17 protein-coding genes are annotated in these 17029 nt (G+C 65.7%); 10 read left to right on the forward strand and 7 right to left on the reverse strand.

Annotated elements, in window-relative coordinates; all coding sequences use genetic code 11:
• Positions 1 to 21: 21 nt before the first annotated feature.
• Positions 22 to 1317, forward strand: a complete 1296-nt coding sequence (gene purD, locus ACTYOL_RS24535) for a phosphoribosylamine--glycine ligase (RefSeq protein WP_065861657.1) — start codon at positions 22 to 24, stop codon at positions 1315 to 1317.
• A 135-nt stretch (positions 1318 to 1452) separates the two neighbouring features.
• Positions 1453 to 4224 carry a hybrid sensor histidine kinase/response regulator gene (locus ACTYOL_RS24540; RefSeq protein WP_197892420.1) on the forward strand — a complete coding sequence of 924 codons (2772 nt, stop codon included), beginning with the start codon at positions 1453 to 1455 and terminating at the stop codon, positions 4222 to 4224.
• A 14-nt stretch (positions 4225 to 4238) separates the two neighbouring features.
• Here the strand turns inward: ACTYOL_RS24540 and ACTYOL_RS24545 are convergent, their stop codons facing one another.
• The 7 genes from ACTYOL_RS24545 to cobG form a co-directional block, all read right to left on the reverse strand.
• Positions 4239 to 4862, reverse strand: coding sequence for a hypothetical protein (locus tag ACTYOL_RS24545; RefSeq protein ID WP_197892422.1), 624 nt, complete (start codon positions 4860 to 4862; stop codon positions 4239 to 4241).
• Complete coding sequence (locus tag ACTYOL_RS24550; protein WP_444757233.1) at positions 4855 to 5535, reverse strand: hypothetical protein; 681 nt, start codon at positions 5533 to 5535, stop codon at positions 4855 to 4857. Before ACTYOL_RS24550 ends, ACTYOL_RS24545 begins: the two co-directional genes overlap by 8 nt.
• Positions 5536 to 5595: 60 nt before the next feature.
• Positions 5596 to 6276, reverse strand: coding sequence for a hypothetical protein (locus ACTYOL_RS24555; RefSeq protein WP_153774089.1), 681 nt, complete (start codon positions 6274 to 6276; stop codon positions 5596 to 5598).
• 92 nt (positions 6277 to 6368) lie between these two features.
• On the reverse strand, positions 6369 to 8075 hold the full coding sequence (cobJ, locus tag ACTYOL_RS24560; protein WP_444757234.1) for a precorrin-3B C(17)-methyltransferase: 1707 nt from the start codon (positions 8073 to 8075) through the stop codon (positions 6369 to 6371).
• Positions 8063 to 8797 (reverse strand): precorrin-2 C(20)-methyltransferase, encoded by a 735-nt coding sequence (locus tag ACTYOL_RS24565; protein ID WP_444757235.1) that lies wholly within the window; start codon positions 8795 to 8797, stop codon positions 8063 to 8065. Before ACTYOL_RS24565 ends, cobJ begins: the two co-directional genes overlap by 13 nt.
• The gene (locus ACTYOL_RS24570) at positions 8794 to 9420 is read right to left on the reverse strand and encodes a precorrin-8X methylmutase (protein WP_054894218.1); all 627 of its coding nucleotides are present in this window, start codon (positions 9418 to 9420) and stop codon (positions 8794 to 8796) included. Before ACTYOL_RS24570 ends, ACTYOL_RS24565 begins: the two co-directional genes overlap by 4 nt.
• Positions 9413 to 10744: a precorrin-3B synthase gene (gene cobG, locus ACTYOL_RS24575; RefSeq protein WP_200603094.1), complete on the reverse strand. Its 1332-nt coding sequence runs from the start codon at positions 10742 to 10744 to the stop codon at positions 9413 to 9415. The genes ACTYOL_RS24570 and cobG overlap by 8 nt, the downstream gene beginning before the upstream one ends.
• A 228-nt stretch (positions 10745 to 10972) precedes the next feature.
• Between cobG and cbiE the strand changes: the two genes are divergently transcribed.
• The 8 genes from cbiE (at position 10973) to ACTYOL_RS24615 (ending at position 17026) form a co-directional block, all read left to right on the forward strand.
• Positions 10973 to 12184, forward strand: a complete 1212-nt coding sequence (cbiE, locus tag ACTYOL_RS24580; protein ID WP_444757236.1) for a precorrin-6y C5,15-methyltransferase (decarboxylating) subunit CbiE — start codon at positions 10973 to 10975, stop codon at positions 12182 to 12184.
• A complete protein-coding gene (locus ACTYOL_RS24585) occupies positions 12177 to 13271 on the forward strand; it encodes a cobalt-precorrin-5B (C(1))-methyltransferase (protein WP_112899277.1) in 1095 nt (364 codons plus the stop codon). Before cbiE ends, ACTYOL_RS24585 begins: the two co-directional genes overlap by 8 nt.
• Entirely contained in the window at positions 13268 to 13987 is a 720-nt protein-coding gene (locus tag ACTYOL_RS24590) for a cobalt-precorrin-6A reductase (protein WP_444757237.1), read from the forward strand. Before ACTYOL_RS24585 ends, ACTYOL_RS24590 begins: the two co-directional genes overlap by 4 nt.
• 168 nt (positions 13988 to 14155) lie before the next feature.
• A complete protein-coding gene (locus tag ACTYOL_RS24595; protein ID WP_054894581.1) occupies positions 14156 to 14593 on the forward strand; it encodes an NfeD family protein in 438 nt (145 codons plus the stop codon).
• Between the two features lie 24 nt (positions 14594 to 14617).
• Entirely contained in the window at positions 14618 to 15472 is an 855-nt protein-coding gene (locus tag ACTYOL_RS24600) for an SPFH domain-containing protein (protein WP_054894580.1), read from the forward strand.
• 183 nt (positions 15473 to 15655) lie between these two features.
• The gene (locus ACTYOL_RS24605; protein ID WP_054894579.1) at positions 15656 to 16042 is read left to right on the forward strand and encodes a DUF2946 domain-containing protein; all 387 of its coding nucleotides are present in this window, start codon (positions 15656 to 15658) and stop codon (positions 16040 to 16042) included.
• A gap of 44 nt (positions 16043 to 16086) precedes the next feature.
• Entirely contained in the window at positions 16087 to 16569 is a 483-nt protein-coding gene (locus tag ACTYOL_RS24610) for a copper chaperone PCu(A)C (RefSeq protein WP_065861645.1), read from the forward strand.
• 19 nt (positions 16570 to 16588) lie between these two features.
• Positions 16589 to 17026: a DUF2946 domain-containing protein gene (locus tag ACTYOL_RS24615; RefSeq protein ID WP_153774096.1), complete on the forward strand. Its 438-nt coding sequence runs from the start codon at positions 16589 to 16591 to the stop codon at positions 17024 to 17026.
• Positions 17027 to 17029 lie beyond the last annotated feature (3 nt).

Here is a 17029-nt window from a genome sequence, read left to right on the forward strand (position 1 = left end):
GACAGATTTCGAGGTTTTGACATGAAAGTTTTGATCATCGGCAGCGGCGGCCGTGAACACGCCCTGGCCTGGAAAGTCGCCCAGGATCCACGCGTCGAGAAAGTCTTCGTGGCCCCGGGCAACGCCGGCACGGCCATCGAAGCCAAATGCGAGAACGTCGCCATCGACGTCTGCGCCCTGGAGCAACTGGCCGATTTCGCCGAGAAGAACGTCGACCTGACGATTGTCGGCCCTGAAGCGCCACTGGTGATTGGCGTGGTCGACCTGTTCCGCAGCCGCGGCCTGGACTGCTTCGGTCCGACCAAGGGCGCAGCGCAGCTCGAAGGCTCCAAGGCCTTCACCAAGGATTTCCTGGCTCGCCACAAGATCCCGACCGCCGACTACCAGAACTTCACCGAGATCGAGCCGGCGCTGGCCTACCTGCGCGAGAAAGGCGCACCGATCGTGATCAAGGCCGACGGCCTGGCCGCAGGCAAGGGCGTGATCGTCGCCATGACCCTGCAGGAAGCCGAAGACGCCGTGCGCGACATGCTCGCCGGCAACGCCTTCGGTGAAGCCGGTTCACGCGTGGTGATCGAAGAATTCCTCGACGGCGAGGAAGCCAGCTTCATCGTCATGGTCGATGGCCACAACGTGCTGCCAATGGCCACCAGCCAGGACCACAAACGTGTCGGCGACAAAGACACCGGCCCCAACACCGGCGGCATGGGCGCCTACTCGCCGGCCCCGGTGGTCACGGCCGACGTGCACCAGCGCGTGATGGACCAGGTGATCTGGCCGACCGTGCGCGGCATGGCCGAGGAAGGTAACGTCTACACCGGTTTCCTCTATGCGGGCCTGATGATCGACAAGGCAGGCAATCCCAAGGTAATCGAGTTCAACTGCCGCTTCGGCGACCCCGAGACACAACCGGTCATGCTGCGCCTGGAGTCGAGCCTGGTGCTGTTGGTCGAGGCCGCATTCGCCAAGGCTCTGGACAAGGTCGAAGCACAGTGGGACCCACGCCCGAGCCTGGGCGTAGTGCTGGCCGCTGGCGGTTACCCGGGCGACTACGCCAAGGGTGACGTGATCGACGGCCTGGATGCTGCTGCCAAGATCGAAGGCAAGGTATTCCATGCCGGTACTGCGCTCAAGGATGGCCAGGTAACCACCAACGGCGGACGCGTGCTGTGCGCCACTGCCATGGGCAGCACCGTTGCCGATGCACAGCAGCAGGCCTACCGCCTGGCCAAGGAAGTCAGCTGGAACGGTAGTTTCTACCGTACCGACATCGGCTACCGAGCCATCGCCCGCGAGCGCGGTGAACACCAGCAGTAAACTGCGGCCCGCAGGTCGTAGCGCCATGGCGCACGGCCTGCGGCTCGTCGACAGGGCCCCACCGGGGCCTTGCCTTCGGCGCGGCACGCCGCGCATAGTTGTTATCCGGCTTATCAGCCAAGAAAGGATCTCGTCGTGCGTCGGCTTCGGATTGCCACTGCTCTGATCGTCAGCATGCTGACCCTGCTCTGCCTGCTTCCGGCTGCGGCCGAACAAGGCGGCGGGTGGTCTGTGCTGCTCGATGAACAGGCAAGCCTGCAGCTCTCCGACGTACGTTCCGACCGCTACCGCAACCAGTTCAGCCCGCTGCAACTGGACGCGCTGGATGCCGCCCTGCCCGACCAGGCCCTGTGGCTGCACTACCGCCTGGAGCCCGCCGACCAGGAGCGCCTGCTGCGCATCTTCGCCCCCGACCTGTCACGCCTGGACCTCTACGCCCTCGACGGCAGCACGCTGCTGCGCCAGTTGCACCATGGTCGACAGTTGGGCAACGCCAGCCCCACCCTGCGCGGCAGCGACCACGTTCTGCCACTGCCCAACGCCACGCAACCGCTGGACATCTATCTGCGCCTGGTCTCCGAGCACCAGTTGCGCCCGGCGATCTCTCTGGAATCGGCGGCCAGCGCGGCCATCGACCAGCGCCAGCCGCTGCTGTTCGGCCTGCTGTTCGGCGGCCTGGTGATGCTGATCCTGCACAACCTGATTCGCTTCTTCTACACCCGTTCCAGCACAACCCTGGTGCTGGCGCTCTACCACGCGTTGATGCTGCTCAGTGCCTTGATCCTGCTCAACCTCAGCGGCCCGTGGTGGCACCTGTGGCACAGCGCGCAAACGCCTGCCGCCTACCTCACGCTGGTCCTGGCCGGGCTTTGCGGGTTGTACTTCACCCAGCGCTTCTTCTCGCCCTGCGGTTGCGCGCGGCTCACCCGCATCCTGCAGGCAGAAATGCTGATCGCCGCGATCAGCGGCTTGCTCCTGCTGTTCATCGACACCCTGCCGCTGAACCTGACCACCTACACCCTGCTTGCCCTCGGCAGCCTGAGCATGCTCCTGGCCAGCGCCTACTACTGGTACAAGGGCTACAACCCCGCACGCCTGTTCACCTTGGCCATGCTGGTGTTCAACCTCGGTGGCCTGGTCCTGCTGCCGGCGCTGCTCGGCCTGACCCGCACCCCCACCCCCTGGCTGCTGGTCATCCTGATGGGGCTGACCGTGGTGAGCGGCCTGTTGCTGAACCTTTCCGTCAGCGAGCGCCTGCGCAAGATCAACGAGGAGCGCGTGCGCGCCAGCCGAGCCCTCGCCGCCAGCGACGCCGAGATCAACGCCAAGGCCGAATTCCTGGCCAAGATCAGCCACGAGATCCGCACGCCGATGAACGGCGTGCTGGGCATGACCGAGCTGCTGCTGGGCACACCGCTGTCGGTCAAGCAGCGCGACTATGTGCAGACCATCCACAGCGCCGGCAACGAGTTGCTCACGCTGATCAACGAGATTCTCGACATCTCCAAGCTCGAATCACGACAGATCGAGCTGGATGATGTGCAGTTCGATCTCAACGCACTGATCGAAGACTGCCTGAACATCTTCCGGGCCAAGGCCGAACAGCAGAACATCGAGCTGATCAGCTTCACCCAGCCACAGGTGCCACGCGTGATCAGCGGCGACCCGACGCGGTTGCGTCAGGCGCTGTCGAGCCTGCTGGACAATGCCCTGAAGAACACCGACCAAGGCGAAATCCTGCTGGTGGTGGCCCTCGACCAGCGCGGTGACGCTCCGCGCCTGCGTATCGCCGTGCAGGACAGCGGCGAGCCGATGGCCAGCGCCGAGCGCGAGGCTTTGCTGCAGGCCGAGCTGCACAGCCACCACTTCCTCTCCAGCAACAAGCTCGGCGGCCACCTGGGGCTGGTGATCGCCAAGCAGTTGATCGGCCTGATGCACGGCGAATTCGGCATCAAGACCAGCACCAGCCTGGGCAATACGCTATGGCTGACACTGCCGCTCGATCCACTGCGCCTGGAACAGCCGCCCGCCGACCTCGACGGCCCGCTGCGCGATGCTCGGGTGCTGGTAGTGGACGATAACGACACCTGTCGCAAGGTGCTGGTGCAGCAGTGCAGCGCCTGGGGCATGAACGTCAGCGCCGTGCCTTCCGGCAAGGAGGCACTGGCGCTGCTGCGCACCAAGGCACACCTGCGCGACTACTTCGATGCCGTGCTGCTGGACCAGAACATGCCCGGCATGACAGGCATGCAACTGGCAGCCAAGATCAAGGAAGATCCGAGCCTGAACCACGACATCCTGGTGATCATGCTGACCGGCATCAGCAACGCGCCCAGCAAGATCATCGCCCGCAATGCCGGGGTCAAACGCATCCTCGCCAAGCCGGTAGCCGGCTACACGCTCAAGACCACCCTGGCCGAAGAGCTGGCCCAGCGCGGCCGCGAGCCGGCGATAATTGCCGCCCTCGGTGGCACGCCGGCGCCGCTGAACCTGCCTGCCGACTTCCGTATCCTGGTCGCCGAAGACAACAGCATCTCGACCAAGGTGATCCGCGGCATGCTCGGCAAGCTCAACCTCGAGCCCGACACTGCCAGCAATGGCGAAGAGGCGCTGGAGGCGATGCAGGCCACGCGCTACGACCTGGTCCTGATGGATTGCGAGATGCCGATACTCGATGGTTTCTCCGCGACCCAACGCCTGCGTGACTGGGAGGCGGCCAACCAGCGCCAGCGCACCCCGGTGGTAGCGCTGACCGCGCATATTCTCAGCGAACACAAGGAACGCGCGCGCCTGGCCGGCATGGACGGGCACATGGCCAAACCTGTAGAGCTGTCGCAACTGCGCGAACTGATCCAGTTCTGGGCGAACCAGCGCGAAGCGGCCGCCGGCCCTCTCCATACGCCCTGATCGCCCAGCGCCCTTCAAACGTCGTAGTCGTGTATCTGTTTCAGGGATACCTCCACGATCCGTGCTTGAACCTTGGGCAGGTAGCTGTTCTCGAATGCCAGGATGTTGAACCGTACAAGCTCGGCGCGCACGTTCTTCATACCACGCTTGCGGGTGATGAAACCGGCACGCCAGGCATCCTGGGTATCGATCTCGTGATACAGCACCATATCGACCCGGTTCTGCCCGGCAGGGGCACAAGGCAGTAACTGAAAGTGCCCTCGCTCGCGCGCGTGCTTCTCCAGAGTGGCGAGCGTCTGCGGACTGTTGCACAGCCGCTGCAGGGACACCTGCACATTGCTGGCAAAGCGCTCACCCGCAGTCTTGGCGATCAAGCCCAGGACTTTGTCGACTTCCTCGGCGCGCCCCGCATCCGGCCAGTGGACCTGCTCGGCAGAAACCGCGTCCCAGCCCATGAATTTCAACTGGTTGCGGTAGTAGGCGAACCAATCCTCCACCAGCCCTTCGTCGAAAGCCGTCTGGGTAGCTCGCTCGGCCAACGCCAAGGCCAGCTTCACCTTGTTTTTCTGTACCAGCGACAGCCCCGGCAGGAACGAGACGACTCCCGCACCAATCACAGCAGCATTGGCTTCATTCACGTGGAATCACTCCCAGCGCCAGTCGACGAGGCTTCTCGCGTTCCTTGTCGAGTATCAGGATGTGCAGGTCCGAACGCCGCGCAGCGAAGCGCTGGTTGCTCAGGTTCAGCGACAGTGCCCGTACCGCCAGTTCGCCTTGCAGCTGGGTACGCTGCGCAATGGTGGCCAGTGTCTCCCGAGTGATCGGGTGGTCGCACTGCATCGACACGCTGCACAGGTCGAGAATCGGCCCGGCGCCGAGCAGCCCGAACTCGATGTGCACCTCGCCCTTGTTGGCCTCGTTACGCACGGCGAAACGCAGCAGATGCTCCAGACCCTCAGGCGCGCCCGACAGCACCTGCGACAGCTTCGCCAATGCCATATCGACATCGATCTCGCGCTGCCTCAGCCAGCTCAAGAGGGGCGTATCCTGTCTAGGGGTGGCCTGCGGCGCGAGCGAGATACTGTCGTGCGTGCTGACGAACTTGATCCAGTTCAGTGACGCGAAGGCCTTGCGATAAGCAACCGCCCACTCATCGGGATGATCGAAGCATGAGCCAGCTTGCTTGTCGGCCAGCAACTGGCAGTAATGCAGTGAATCCAGGGCATCCTCGCGCTGCTGTACCTCGATGCCAGGTGGCACGAGCAGCGCGGTCTGGCCAATCAGGGTCAGCGTGTGGTCTGTATAGGTCATGGCAGGTGTTCCGGTCTGTAGAAACTGAAAAGCGCGGTGCCCGAAGGCCCGCGCCCGTGATCAGATGTCGTACTGCAGAACGTTCTCGACACTGCGCACGCCGAGCTTCTCTTCCACCGTGGCACGCACTTTGTCGTAGACGAAATTGTTCAGCGTCAGCACTGCATGACCGGCGTAGTACTCCGACTTCTCGATCTGGAACTGCACCCCCAGCACATCTTCATCCAGGTTCGGCTCCGTCGCCCGCACGCAGCTCATCACCATGACCACATCGCCTTGCTCGGTTTCCAGGCAAGCCGCCATCCCGACCACGCCCCTGGCCTTGCTCTTTTTCTTGTGGTGGATGATGCGGGTATCGTTTTCGACGTTGGTAAGCTTGTCGAACCCCTTCTTGGCCAGTACGCCCAGCGTGGTGCCGCCCAGCAGTGCACTGCCGGCTGCACCGATGACACGAACGGCCACCGCGCCCAGCGTGACTTTCACCTCCGAAGAGGTCTCCAGTTCGAAACTGCGGTGGGGAGTGGTGAAGCCCAGGTCACGCATCGCGTCGAGGAATTTGTCGTACCAGGCCTTGCCGTTCTCTTCGATATCCAGCGCCTTGTCGGCGACGAGGGTGGCGAAGTGAAACGCATTCTTCACGTCGTGGCGGCTTTGCGCCGTCATGCCCGCACCGCACGCCAGCAAGTTGCCCTCGACCAGCAGGCCGGCGTCGGTGGTGGTGACTTGTTTATCATCGCTCATCTGAAACTCCTTTGGGTTGCCCCTGAACACCAGGGGCGACCACGTTAGCCAGCGCCAGCTCGATCTGGCGGGCTGAAGGAGTTCCAATAAGGTCAATGGTGCGGGGGATACCAGCGTGGGGTATAGACCCACTGCATGCCATCGGGATGCTTGAACACAGTGGTGGTGCTGGAGCCAACCAGCACCATCGTGCGCATATCGACCATCTCCGGCAGCAGCTCCGCCAGAGTGACGACACTCAGTGTCTGCCCCGGTCTGCCGATATCGCGCCCCAGGACGACAGGGGTCTGCCCATCTCGATGACGGCGAACGATCTCCACGGCCTGCCCCAGCTGCCAAGGCCGGGCGCGGGAGATCGGGTTGTAGAAGGCCAGCACCAGGTCGGCCTGTGCCGCCAGGTCCAGGCGCTTCTCGATGATCGACCAGGGCTTGAGGTTGTCCGACAGCGACATCACACAGAAGTCGTGCCCTAACGGTGCACCAGCCTGGGCGGCAGTGGCCAAGGAGGCCGAAACGCCGGGCAGAATCTGCAGGTCGACGCGATGCCAGGCCGCATCGCTGGACTCGTGCAATGCCTCGAGCACCGCAGCCGCCATGGCGAACACGCCAGGATCGCCGGAAGATACCACAACCACCGAGCGCCCTTGCGCCGCGAGCTCGAAGGCGTGCCGCGCACGTTGCATCTCCTCGCGGTTGTCGGTGCAGTGCAGCACTTGATCGGTGCGGAAAGGGCCAGCCATGCGCACATAGGTTTCGTAACCCAGTACATCGTCGGCACGGGCCAGTTCGGCCTTTACTGCCGGCACCATGAATTCGGCGGCTCCCGGGCCCAGGCCGATCACCGCCAGGCGGCCGCGCGCGCGCCCGACCTGCAACGGGTCGATCGGCGACGGCGCCACAGCGATGACCACCCCGCCCTGTTCGATCAGTTGCGCGCCCTCCAGCGCCTGCCCGGCCATCTCGACCAGGCTGCCACCTGCTGGAGCGAATCGCAGGGGCACACCCAGGCTGCGGGCGGCGTCGTGCACGGCGGGCTCGGCCATCGCCTCGTCGCCAGCCAGCAAGCACGCCAGCGATGCGTCGGCGATATTCGCCGCAGCCAGGGCGTCATGCACACGGGCAGGCAGATCGGCCTGCCCGGCCTGAACCGCTACCAACACCGAACGCACATGGATCAGCAACTCGTCGCGGCTGGCAGGACGCGCCTGGCAGCCGACATGAATACTGCGTCGGGCTGCTGCGTCTTCGGGCAGTTGCGCCTGGGCCAGCCAGGGCGCCGCGCCTTCGATGCGCACGCTCTCGCCGGCCAGCAGGTCAGAGACGAAGCGCTTGCCCTGCTCAAGATTCGCCAATGCGTAGCCTGCCGGCGGATTGAGCAGGCAGGTGCCGAAACGCAGCTCACCGCTGGTGGTGATGGCCGCCGCCACCCCCAGCACCTCGCCGATCTCCCGCGCCATGACATTGACTCCGCTCAGGCCGCCCAGCAGCGGTACCACGGCGCTGCCGTCCTCCGCCACCGCCAGCACCGGCGGCTCGGCGCCCTTCTCGTCGAGCAGGGGCGCCAGGGTGCGAATGACGATCCCGGCCGCGCACAGGGCGATGATCGGCGCACCCTCGCGGTACAGGCCGCGCAGGGTGTCACCGAAGGATTCGTAGCAGTGCTCGACACCTTCGACCCGGCCGCTCAGGCCGTAAACCCGCGCCTGTGGATAACGCTGCTGGATTCGCTGGGCGGTGGCCAGGCTGCCAGGGCCGAGAATGACGATGGCCGGTGCCTTGTCGCTGTTCATCCCTGCCATTTTTCACCCGGTACCACGATCAGCGAGAAATACGGCGAAGACTGCGGATCAACCGCGTCCAGCGCGACGATCTTCTGGTTGGCCATGGTTGCGCGCTCAACGTACAACGCGCGACCGTCCAGGCCCAGCTCGGCGAGCACCTCGCGCACCTTGGGGAAGTTGCGCCCAAGCTTCATGATCACTGCGGCGTCGGCATCGGCCAGGCGGCGCTTGAGTTCTTCGTGGGGCAATACACCGGAGAGCACGGTCAAGGTCTGGTTGCGGTAGACCAGCGGCGCACCGAGTACGGACGCCCCGCCGAGCATCGAGCACACGCCCGGGATCACCTCGGCCTCATAGCGCTGGGCCAGGCGATCGTGCAGGTACATGTAGGAGCCGTAGAAGAACGGATCGCCTTCGCAGATCACCGCCACATCACGACCGGCGTCCAGGTGTTTGGCCACCTGCACGCTGGCTTCGTCGTAGAAGTCGCTGATCACCTGCTCGTACGACAGCGGTGCCGGCAGCACCTCGGTGGTGACCGGATACACCAGCGGCAGCAGGGTCTGCTGCGCCTGCAGGTGCGCCTCGATGATACCGAAGGCATTGCCGCGCTTGCCCTTGGCCACGAAATACGCCACTACCGGCGCCTCGCGCAGCAGGCGCAGGGCCTTGACCGTGATCAGTTCCGGGTCGCCAGGGCCAACCCCCAGGCCGAGCAGACGTCCACGGGGCTGCATCATTCCACCTCCGTGGCGAGCGCATTGACAGCAGCGGCAGCCATGGCGCTACCACCCAGGCGCCCCTGCATGATGACGAACGGCACACCACGGCTGTCGGCGGCCAGCATCGCCTTGGACTCGGCAGCGCCGACGAAGCCTACCGGGAAGCCCAGGATCAACGCAGGCTTGGGCGCACCCGCATCGAGCATTTCCAGCAAGTAGAACAGCGCGGTCGGGGCATTGCCGATCACCACCACGCTGCCCTCCAGATGCGGGCGCCACAGCTCGAGGGCCACCGCCGAGCGGGTGTTGCCGGCGTCCTTGGCCAGGCCCGGCACGCTGGGATCACGCAGGGTGCAGATGACCGGGTTGTCGGCCGGCAGACGCGCGCGGGTGATACCTTCGGCAACCATGTGCGCGTCGCAGAGAATCGGTGCGCCCTTGGCCAGGGCCTGGCGCCCCGCCGTTCCGGCACCTTCGGAAAACTGCAGGCCGTCGATGGCCTCGACCATGCCGCAGGCGTGGATCACCCGCACCGCGAGCTTTTCCAGATCGGCCGGAATCCGCTCCAGGCGGGCCTCCTCGCGAATGATGCGGAAGGAATTGCGATAGATCTCCTGACCATCGCGGATGTAGTCAATCATCAAGGTGCTCCGTCGGCAGGTCGAGCATGGCGCCTGCTTCTTCTGGGGTAAGGTCGGATGCGCGCAGTCGGCCGAAACCCGGCAGGCGTGCATCGCGAAAATAAAGGTCATAACGGCCCGGGGCGCGGGCCAGCAGGGTGGCCGGGGCGACATGGGCCACGGCACAGGAACGCGGGCAGCCCGACAGGTGCACACTGGCCGGGGCGCCATGGTGCAGCAGGCCGGCAATCACCTGCGCATCGGCCTTGGTGTCGGACTGGCCCTTGGCGCAACCACTGGAACCGGTGCAAGCGCTGATGCGTGCAAGTGGCTGCAAGACGTCGTTGATCATGCCCAGCGCCTTTGTCTCGACTTGGGCCTGCGCGAGCAGCGATGGATCGAAGTTCGGCAGCACCAGACTCTGCCAGGGCGTGAGCCGCAGGCTGCCATCTCCGGCCTCGCGCGCAAGCCTGGCGAGGCCGCGCAGCATGGCGGGCGTCAAGCGCCCCAGCGGCGGCGCCACGCCGAACGCACTGCCCTCACGCTGGGCCAACACACCGAGCCAGCGCGGTGTGGCAGGCACACGCCGCCATTGACGCACAGCGCTGTCGCGACGAATCGGCAGGCCCAGCCCTTCGACAAAATCCTGCACGGGGCAGGTCTGCAGCAACTGGCGCATCCGTGTCTGCTCGGGCGTGGCCAGGTCGAGGAAGCGCTCCAGCACCGCCTGCACCAATGCCACCCCCTGCTCCAGCGGGACGGCGCCAAGGGTTGCGCCATCGCCCGGGCAGCCCGCCAGCCCGAAGGCCAGCCACACCTGCCGGTCAAGCAACAGCGCCGACAGCCACAGGTCATGGGGGTGCGCGAGCATCGCCAGGGACTCCCCCGCGTCGAGCTGCACGGCGAACTTGGCCGACAGTTCATGCAGGCGCGGGGTGGTTTCCAGCAGGTGCAGGATCTGCCCGGCCAAGGGCCGGATGTCGATCAGCATCGCCGGATCGACACCGGCCAACGGGCTGAGCATCAGGTTGCGGACATCGTCACCGGCCGCCTCGCGCGGGCCGAGGCCGGCATCGAGCAGGTGCCCGACCAGCGCCAGGTGCTGGTCGCCGATACCGCGTATCTGCAAGTTGGCGCGGTTGGTTGCCTCGATCACCCCGCCGGCGAAGCGCTCGGCAGCCTCGGCCACCGCCTCTCCCTGCTCGGCCAGCAGCAGGCCGCCGGGCAGTTTGATCCGGCAAATGCCGCCATCACGCGCCGCGACGATGCGCCACAACCCCGGGCAAGCCGAGGGGCGGGGCGAAACGGCGGGTGTGTGGGGTGGTTTCAAGGGGGATTCCGGCAATCGTGAAGACGCGCTTCAGTGTAGAAGGCGCGGTATTATGCCTGCTTTGTCCGGCGGCATGAAAAGCCGATGGTCGAGCAATGCATCAGGACCGTGTCGTCCTTTTCGCGGGCAAGCCCGCTCCCACAGGTATCCTGCAGGTCCGGATAGCTATGGGAACGGCGGTTCGCCGCTGCGACTTGCCTGCGAAAAGGGCGACACGACTCCCAACACGACGGAAATGATCAGATGACCCCCTGGCTGACAGTAGTAGGCATCGGCGAAGACGGCTTCAGCGGCCTGGGCAAGCAGGCCCGGCGCGCGCTGCTGTGTGCTGCACGTATCTTCGGCAGCCCGCGCCAACTGGCCCTGTTGCCACGCTGCGTGGTCGGTGAGCGCCTGGCCTGGCCCAGCCCGTTCTCCCTCGCCCCTGTGCTGGCCCTGCACGGCGAGCCCGTGTGCGTGCTGGCCAGCGGCGACCCGATGTTCTACGGCGTTGGCGCAAGCCTCGCGCGCCAGGTCCCGGCCGAACAGATGCAGGTGCTGTCGATGCCCTCCTCCTGCGCCCTGGCCGCCGCCCGTCTGGGCTGGCCGTTGCAGGAGGTGCAGGTGGTGTCGGTGGTCGCGCGGCCGCTGGCGGCGCTCAATGCCCAACTCTACAGCGGTGTGCGCCTGCTGGTGCTGAGCAATGACGGCGACAGCCCTGCGGCCATTGCGCAGTTGTTGCGTGAACGCGGCTACGGGCCGAGCCGGATGCAGGTGTTCGAACACTTGGGCGGCCCCGATGAGAAGCGCCTGAGCGGCAGTGCAGAGGACTGGCCACACGCCCAGGTCGCAGCACTGAACATGGTCGCCATCGAATGCCAGGCCGCGCCGGATAGCCCGCGCCTGTCGCCCATCAGCGGCCTGCCCGACAGCGCCTTTCGTCACGACGGCCAGTTGACCAAACGCGACGTGCGCGCCATCACCCTGGCACGCCTGGCACCACAGCCAGGCGAACTGCTGTGGGATGTCGGCGCCGGCTGTGGCTCGATCGGTATCGAATGGATGCGCGCCCACCCCAGCTGCCGCGCACTGGCCATCGAGGCCGACGAAGGTCGCCAGGCGTTCATCGAATACAACCGCGACCAGCTCGGCGTTCCTGGCCTGCAGTTGATTCGCGGCAAGGCGCCACAAGCCCTGGCCGATCTCGAACGCCCCGATGCCATTTTCATCGGCGGCGGCGTCACCGGCGAAGGCGTACTGCCCTTGTGCTGGGAGCGTCTGCGCCCTGGAGGGCGGCTGGTAGCCAATGCCGTGACCCTGCAAAGCGAACTGGCCCTGGCGCATTTTCGTGAGCAGCATGGCGGCGACCTGACCCGCATCCACGTGGCCCAGGCCCAGGTCCTGGGCAGTTTCGATACCTGGCGCCAGGCCTTGCCGATCACGCTGCTCGAGGTGGTGAAACCCCTCGATGCGTGAAGAAACCCGCGAACAGCCCGCGCCACTTCGCAGCGGCCTGACCACCGGCAGCTGTGCCACCGCCACCAGCCTGGCGGCAGCACAGTTGCTGCTCACCGGCCAGTCCACCGACGCCGTGCAGATCACCCTGCCCAAGGGCAAGCAGGTGCAGATGCGCCTGGAATTCTGCCGCCGAGACGGCGAGCGCGCCGAGGCCGGCACCGTGAAAGACGCAGGCGACGATCCCGACGTGACCCACGGTGCCCTGCTCTACAGCCAGGTGCGCCTGATCGACGAGCCGGGCGTGCGCTTCGTCGCCGGCCAAGGCGTGGGCACGGTGACACGTCCCGGCCTGGTCCTGGCGGTCGGGGAACCTGCCATCAACCCGGTGCCGCGGCGGATGATCAGCGAGCACCTGCAGCGACTGGCAGGCGAGTGCGCCTACGCGGGCGGATTCGAGGTGACGGTGAACGTGCAGGGCGGCGCGGAGCTTGCGCTCAAGACCATGAACCCGCGGCTGGGCATTCTCGGCGGGCTGTCGATCCTCGGCACCAGCGGCATCGTCCGGCCGTTTTCCTGCTCGGCCTACATCGCCTCGATCCACCAGGGCATCGACGTTGCCCACACCAACGGCTACACCCACATCGCCGCCTGCACCGGCAATGCCAGCGAAGACACCATGCGCCGGGTCTATGGGCTGCCGGAAATCGCCCTGATCGAAATGGGCGACTTCGTCGGCGCGGTGCTCAAGCACCTGCGCAAGGTACCGGTGCCACGCCTGACGCTGTGCGGCGGTTTCGGCAAGATCAGCAAGCTTGCCGCGGGCCACATGGACCTGCACAGCCGTCATTCGAGCATCGACCTGCCGCAACTGGCAGGCTGGGCCGCCGATATCGGTGCAGACGCCGCCCTGCAGGCGGCGATCATCGGCGCCAACACCAGCCAGCAGGCATTGGCTCTCGCCCATGCCGCCGGTATCGCCCTGGGCGACGCCGTCTGCGCCCACGCCCTGGCATTCGCCCGCAGCGTGGTGCCTGCACAGGTGCAGGTCGAGGTCTTCGCCATCGACCGCCAGGGCGGTGTCGTCGGCAAGGCGGGTGTGCAATGAGCGGCCGTATCTTGTTGCTGGGCGGCGTCACCGAGGCGCTGGCCATCGCCCGGTTGCTGGGGCCGGAGCATGTCTACAGCCTCGCCGGTATCGGCCGTATCCCGCAGGACCTGACCTGCCAGGTGCGGGTGGGCGGTTACGGCGGGGCCGACGGCCTGGCCGACTACCTCCGGCGCGAACGGATCGAGCTGCTGATCGACGCCACCCACCCCTATGCCGCACAGATCAGCGCCAATGCCGCACAGGCGGCGAAGGCGGCGGGCACTCCCTGCTGGGCCTTGCGCCGCCCCGCCTGGCAGCCACAGCCGGGCGACGACTGGCGCGAAGTCGAGGGCTGGGATGCGTTGATCGACGCATTGGCGCCTTTCAAGCGCCCGTTATTCACCCTGGGGCGCGAGCCGCTGCAACATCTCGAAGACATTCCGGCCCACCAGTTCTGGACCTTGCGTGCCCTGGAAGCCTGCGCGGGCAATGAACGTTGCGAGGTGATCGCTGCACGGGGACCGTTCAACCTCGAGGATGAACGAGCGCTGTTCGAGCGGCGCCAGATCGATGTACTGGTCAGCAAGAACAGTGGTAGCGCCGCGACCGAGCCAAAACTTGAAGTGGCGCGCGAGCGTGGGGTGCCGGTGCTGGTGTTGAAGCGACCGGAACTGCCGGAGGTGGATCGGCTGTTCGGATCGGTGGCGCAGTTGCGCGAAGCCTTGTCGATATGAGCAGCGCACTCCACTCTGTGGGAGCGGCGGTTCGCCGCTGCGACTCGTCCCGCGATGGGCTGCGCAGCAGCCCCGGCCGTTTCCGAAGCCACCATCTTCCACTGCCAATAGTCTTCCCGCGTCCCCTGCCGTAAACTTCAAGCCCCCTCACCGCAAGGCCCTGCCCATATGGAAATGCAATGGTGGATCTGGCTCGTCTTCGGCATCGCCCTGGTCCTGCTCGAACTGGTCCTGCCTACGTTCTTCATTCTCTGGTTCGGCATCGGCGCCATCCTGGTGTCGCTGATCGCCCTGGCCGCCCCGGCCCTGCAACTGGACATGCAGGTGCTGCTGTGGGTGGCATTCTCCTCCCTCACTACCCTGCTGTGGTTCAAGCTGTTCCGGCGCAAGAAGCCGGACGTGCGCTGGACCGCCGACAGCGTGATCGGTGAAGTCGGCCTGCTGACCGCCAGCGTGTCGCAGTTCCAGAAAGGCCGGGTGCGCTTCCAGAAGCCCATCCTCGGCAACGAGGAATGGACCTGCGTCGCCGACAGCGACATCCCTGCCGGCGAGCGCGTTCGCCTGGCCGCCATCGAAGGCAACACCGCGCGGGTTACCCGCCCCTGAATCCGTACTGAAAGGAAGCTTGCAATGACCAGCCTCATCGTCGTCGGCGCCATCGCCCTGTTCGTTCTGATCACCCTGTTCAAGGGGGTGCGCATCGTGCCCCAGGGCGAGGAATGGATCGTCGAGCGTCTGGGCCGCTACCACAGCACCCTCAAGCCCGGCCTGAACATCCTGGTGCCGTACATGGACGTGGTCGCCTACCGCCTGCCGACCAAGGACATCATCCTCGACGTGCAGCAACAGGAAATCATCACCCGCGACAACGCGGTGATCGTCGCCAACGCCCTGTGCTTCGCCAAGGTGGTCGACCCGCAGAAGGCCTCCTACGGTGTGCAGAACTTCTCCTTCGCCGTCACCAGCCTGACCATGACCTCGCTGCGTGCCATCGTCGGCGCCATGGACCTCGACGAGGCGTTGTCGAGCCGCGAGCAGATCAAGGCGCGCCTGCGCGAGGCGATGTCCGAACAGACCGAAGACTGGGGCGTGACCGTACGCTCGGTGGAGATCCAGGACATCAAGCCTTCCGAAAACATGCAGAAGGCCATGGAGCGCCAGGCCGCAGCCGAACGTGAACGAAAGGCCGACGTGACCCGCGCCGAGGGCGCCAAGCAGGCCGCCATTCTCGAAGCCGAAGCGCGCCTGCAAGCGGCACGGCTGGACGCCGAGGCGCAGATCAGCCTCGCCGAAGCCTCGGCCCGGGCGATCACCCTGGTACGTGAAGCGGTGGGCAACGAGACCACCCCGGCCATGTACCTGCTGGGTGAGCGCTACATCGGCGCGATGGAGAACCTGGCCGGCAGCGACAATTCCAAGGTGGTGGTGTTGCCAGCGGACCTGCAGGAAACCGTGCGCGGGTTGCTGGGGCGCGGCAAGGCCTGAAGACCGCACCGTCCTCTTCGCGGGTAAACCGGAGCGGCGGTTCGGCGCGCCGATTTATCCGCGAAGAACACAACACCGATTTCAAGCGCTGCGCACCGACAACTGCGGCACTTCACCGCACCCCCGCATTTTTACCTATACTCCGCCGTACAATAGCCACCTGATTCCTGACCGGATCTCTCCATGCCCCCACGTCGGCACATCGCCTGGATAGCCTGCCTTGCAGTGCTGTTCAACCTGCTGGCCATGCCGCTGTCTTCTGCCGCGCCCAAGGGCCCGGCCGAACAGCTGCTGTGGGGTGCCTTCTGCTCGACTGGCGCGGGCAAGGCCAAGCTCGATGTCCAGGCCCTGGCCAAGATCGACCTGGGCCAACAGGACGACCACTCCAACATGCAGCACTGCTGGTGCTGCTCGGGTGCCTCGCCTGTGCTCGCCCTGGCCAGCCACGCACCGCAACTGCACAGCCCGCTGCAACTGCGCTTCGGCCAGGCACCACCACTCGCCACGCACCAGCCCACGCCGCGCCAGCTCTGGCCGGCGCTCAATCCGCGAGCCTCTCCGTTGGCCTGAGTTCAAGACGCTGTTCATGAACCTGTACAGACCGGAGACTCACCATGCTCAAGCAAGCCCTCATCCTGGCCACCCTGCTGCTGCCCAGCGCCTTCGCCAATGCCCACGAATACAGTGTCGGCGACCTGCATATCGCCCACCCCTGGTCGCTGGAACTGCCACCGAACGCACCCAATGTCGCGGCGTATTTCATCGTTCACAACAACGGCAAGGTCGATGACCGTCTGTTGAGTGTCGAAAGCCCCGTCAGCGACGACGCCCAGTTGCACGAACACGTCAAGACCGCTGCCGGCGCCATGAAGATGCAGCAGGTACAAAGTGTGGTCGTGCCTGCAGGCAAGGACCTGACCTTCGCCCCCAGCGCCTATCACGTGATGCTGATGCAGCCCAAGGACCGCAGCCTGCTCACTGACGGCAAGCGCTTCCCGCTCACCCTGCACTTCGAGAAAGCCGGCGACATCACCGTCGACGTCGCCGTGCAGAAGCAGCCGCCCGCCGACCAGGCAGGACACGAACACGCGCACTGACCGCTGACAGGTGCTCGTCATGAGCTTGCCGCGCAACAGCACAGCCCGCAGCACCCGCCCTGATCGCAGGCGCGTCGGTGGCGGCTGGCTGAGCCTGTTCGCCATGTGGATGATTTTCATCGGCCCGCTGGTTTCCCAGTCGATGCCGATGGATCACCACGCCGGCATGAACATGAGCATGGCCATGGACATGCCCATGGCCGCTGGGCACCAGCATGCCGGGCAAGACCACCACGGTCACGGCAACGACGGCCAGCTACACGCCGATTGGGAGAAATGCGGCTACTGCAGTTTGCTGTTCAACTGCCCCGCCCTGCCCCAGACCCTCAGCCCACTCAGCCTCGCCAGCACCATCCCGACCACCCTCTCCACCTGCCCGACCCGCCAGGGCCATGCCCTGCAAGCGGTGTTTCCCGGTGCCCGCAGCCGCGCCCCACCTCCATCGATCAACGTCTGACCA

Source organism: Pseudomonas sp. A014 (assembly GCF_052378495.1).
GTDB lineage: Bacteria > Pseudomonadota > Gammaproteobacteria > Pseudomonadales > Pseudomonadaceae > Aquipseudomonas > Aquipseudomonas machongensis.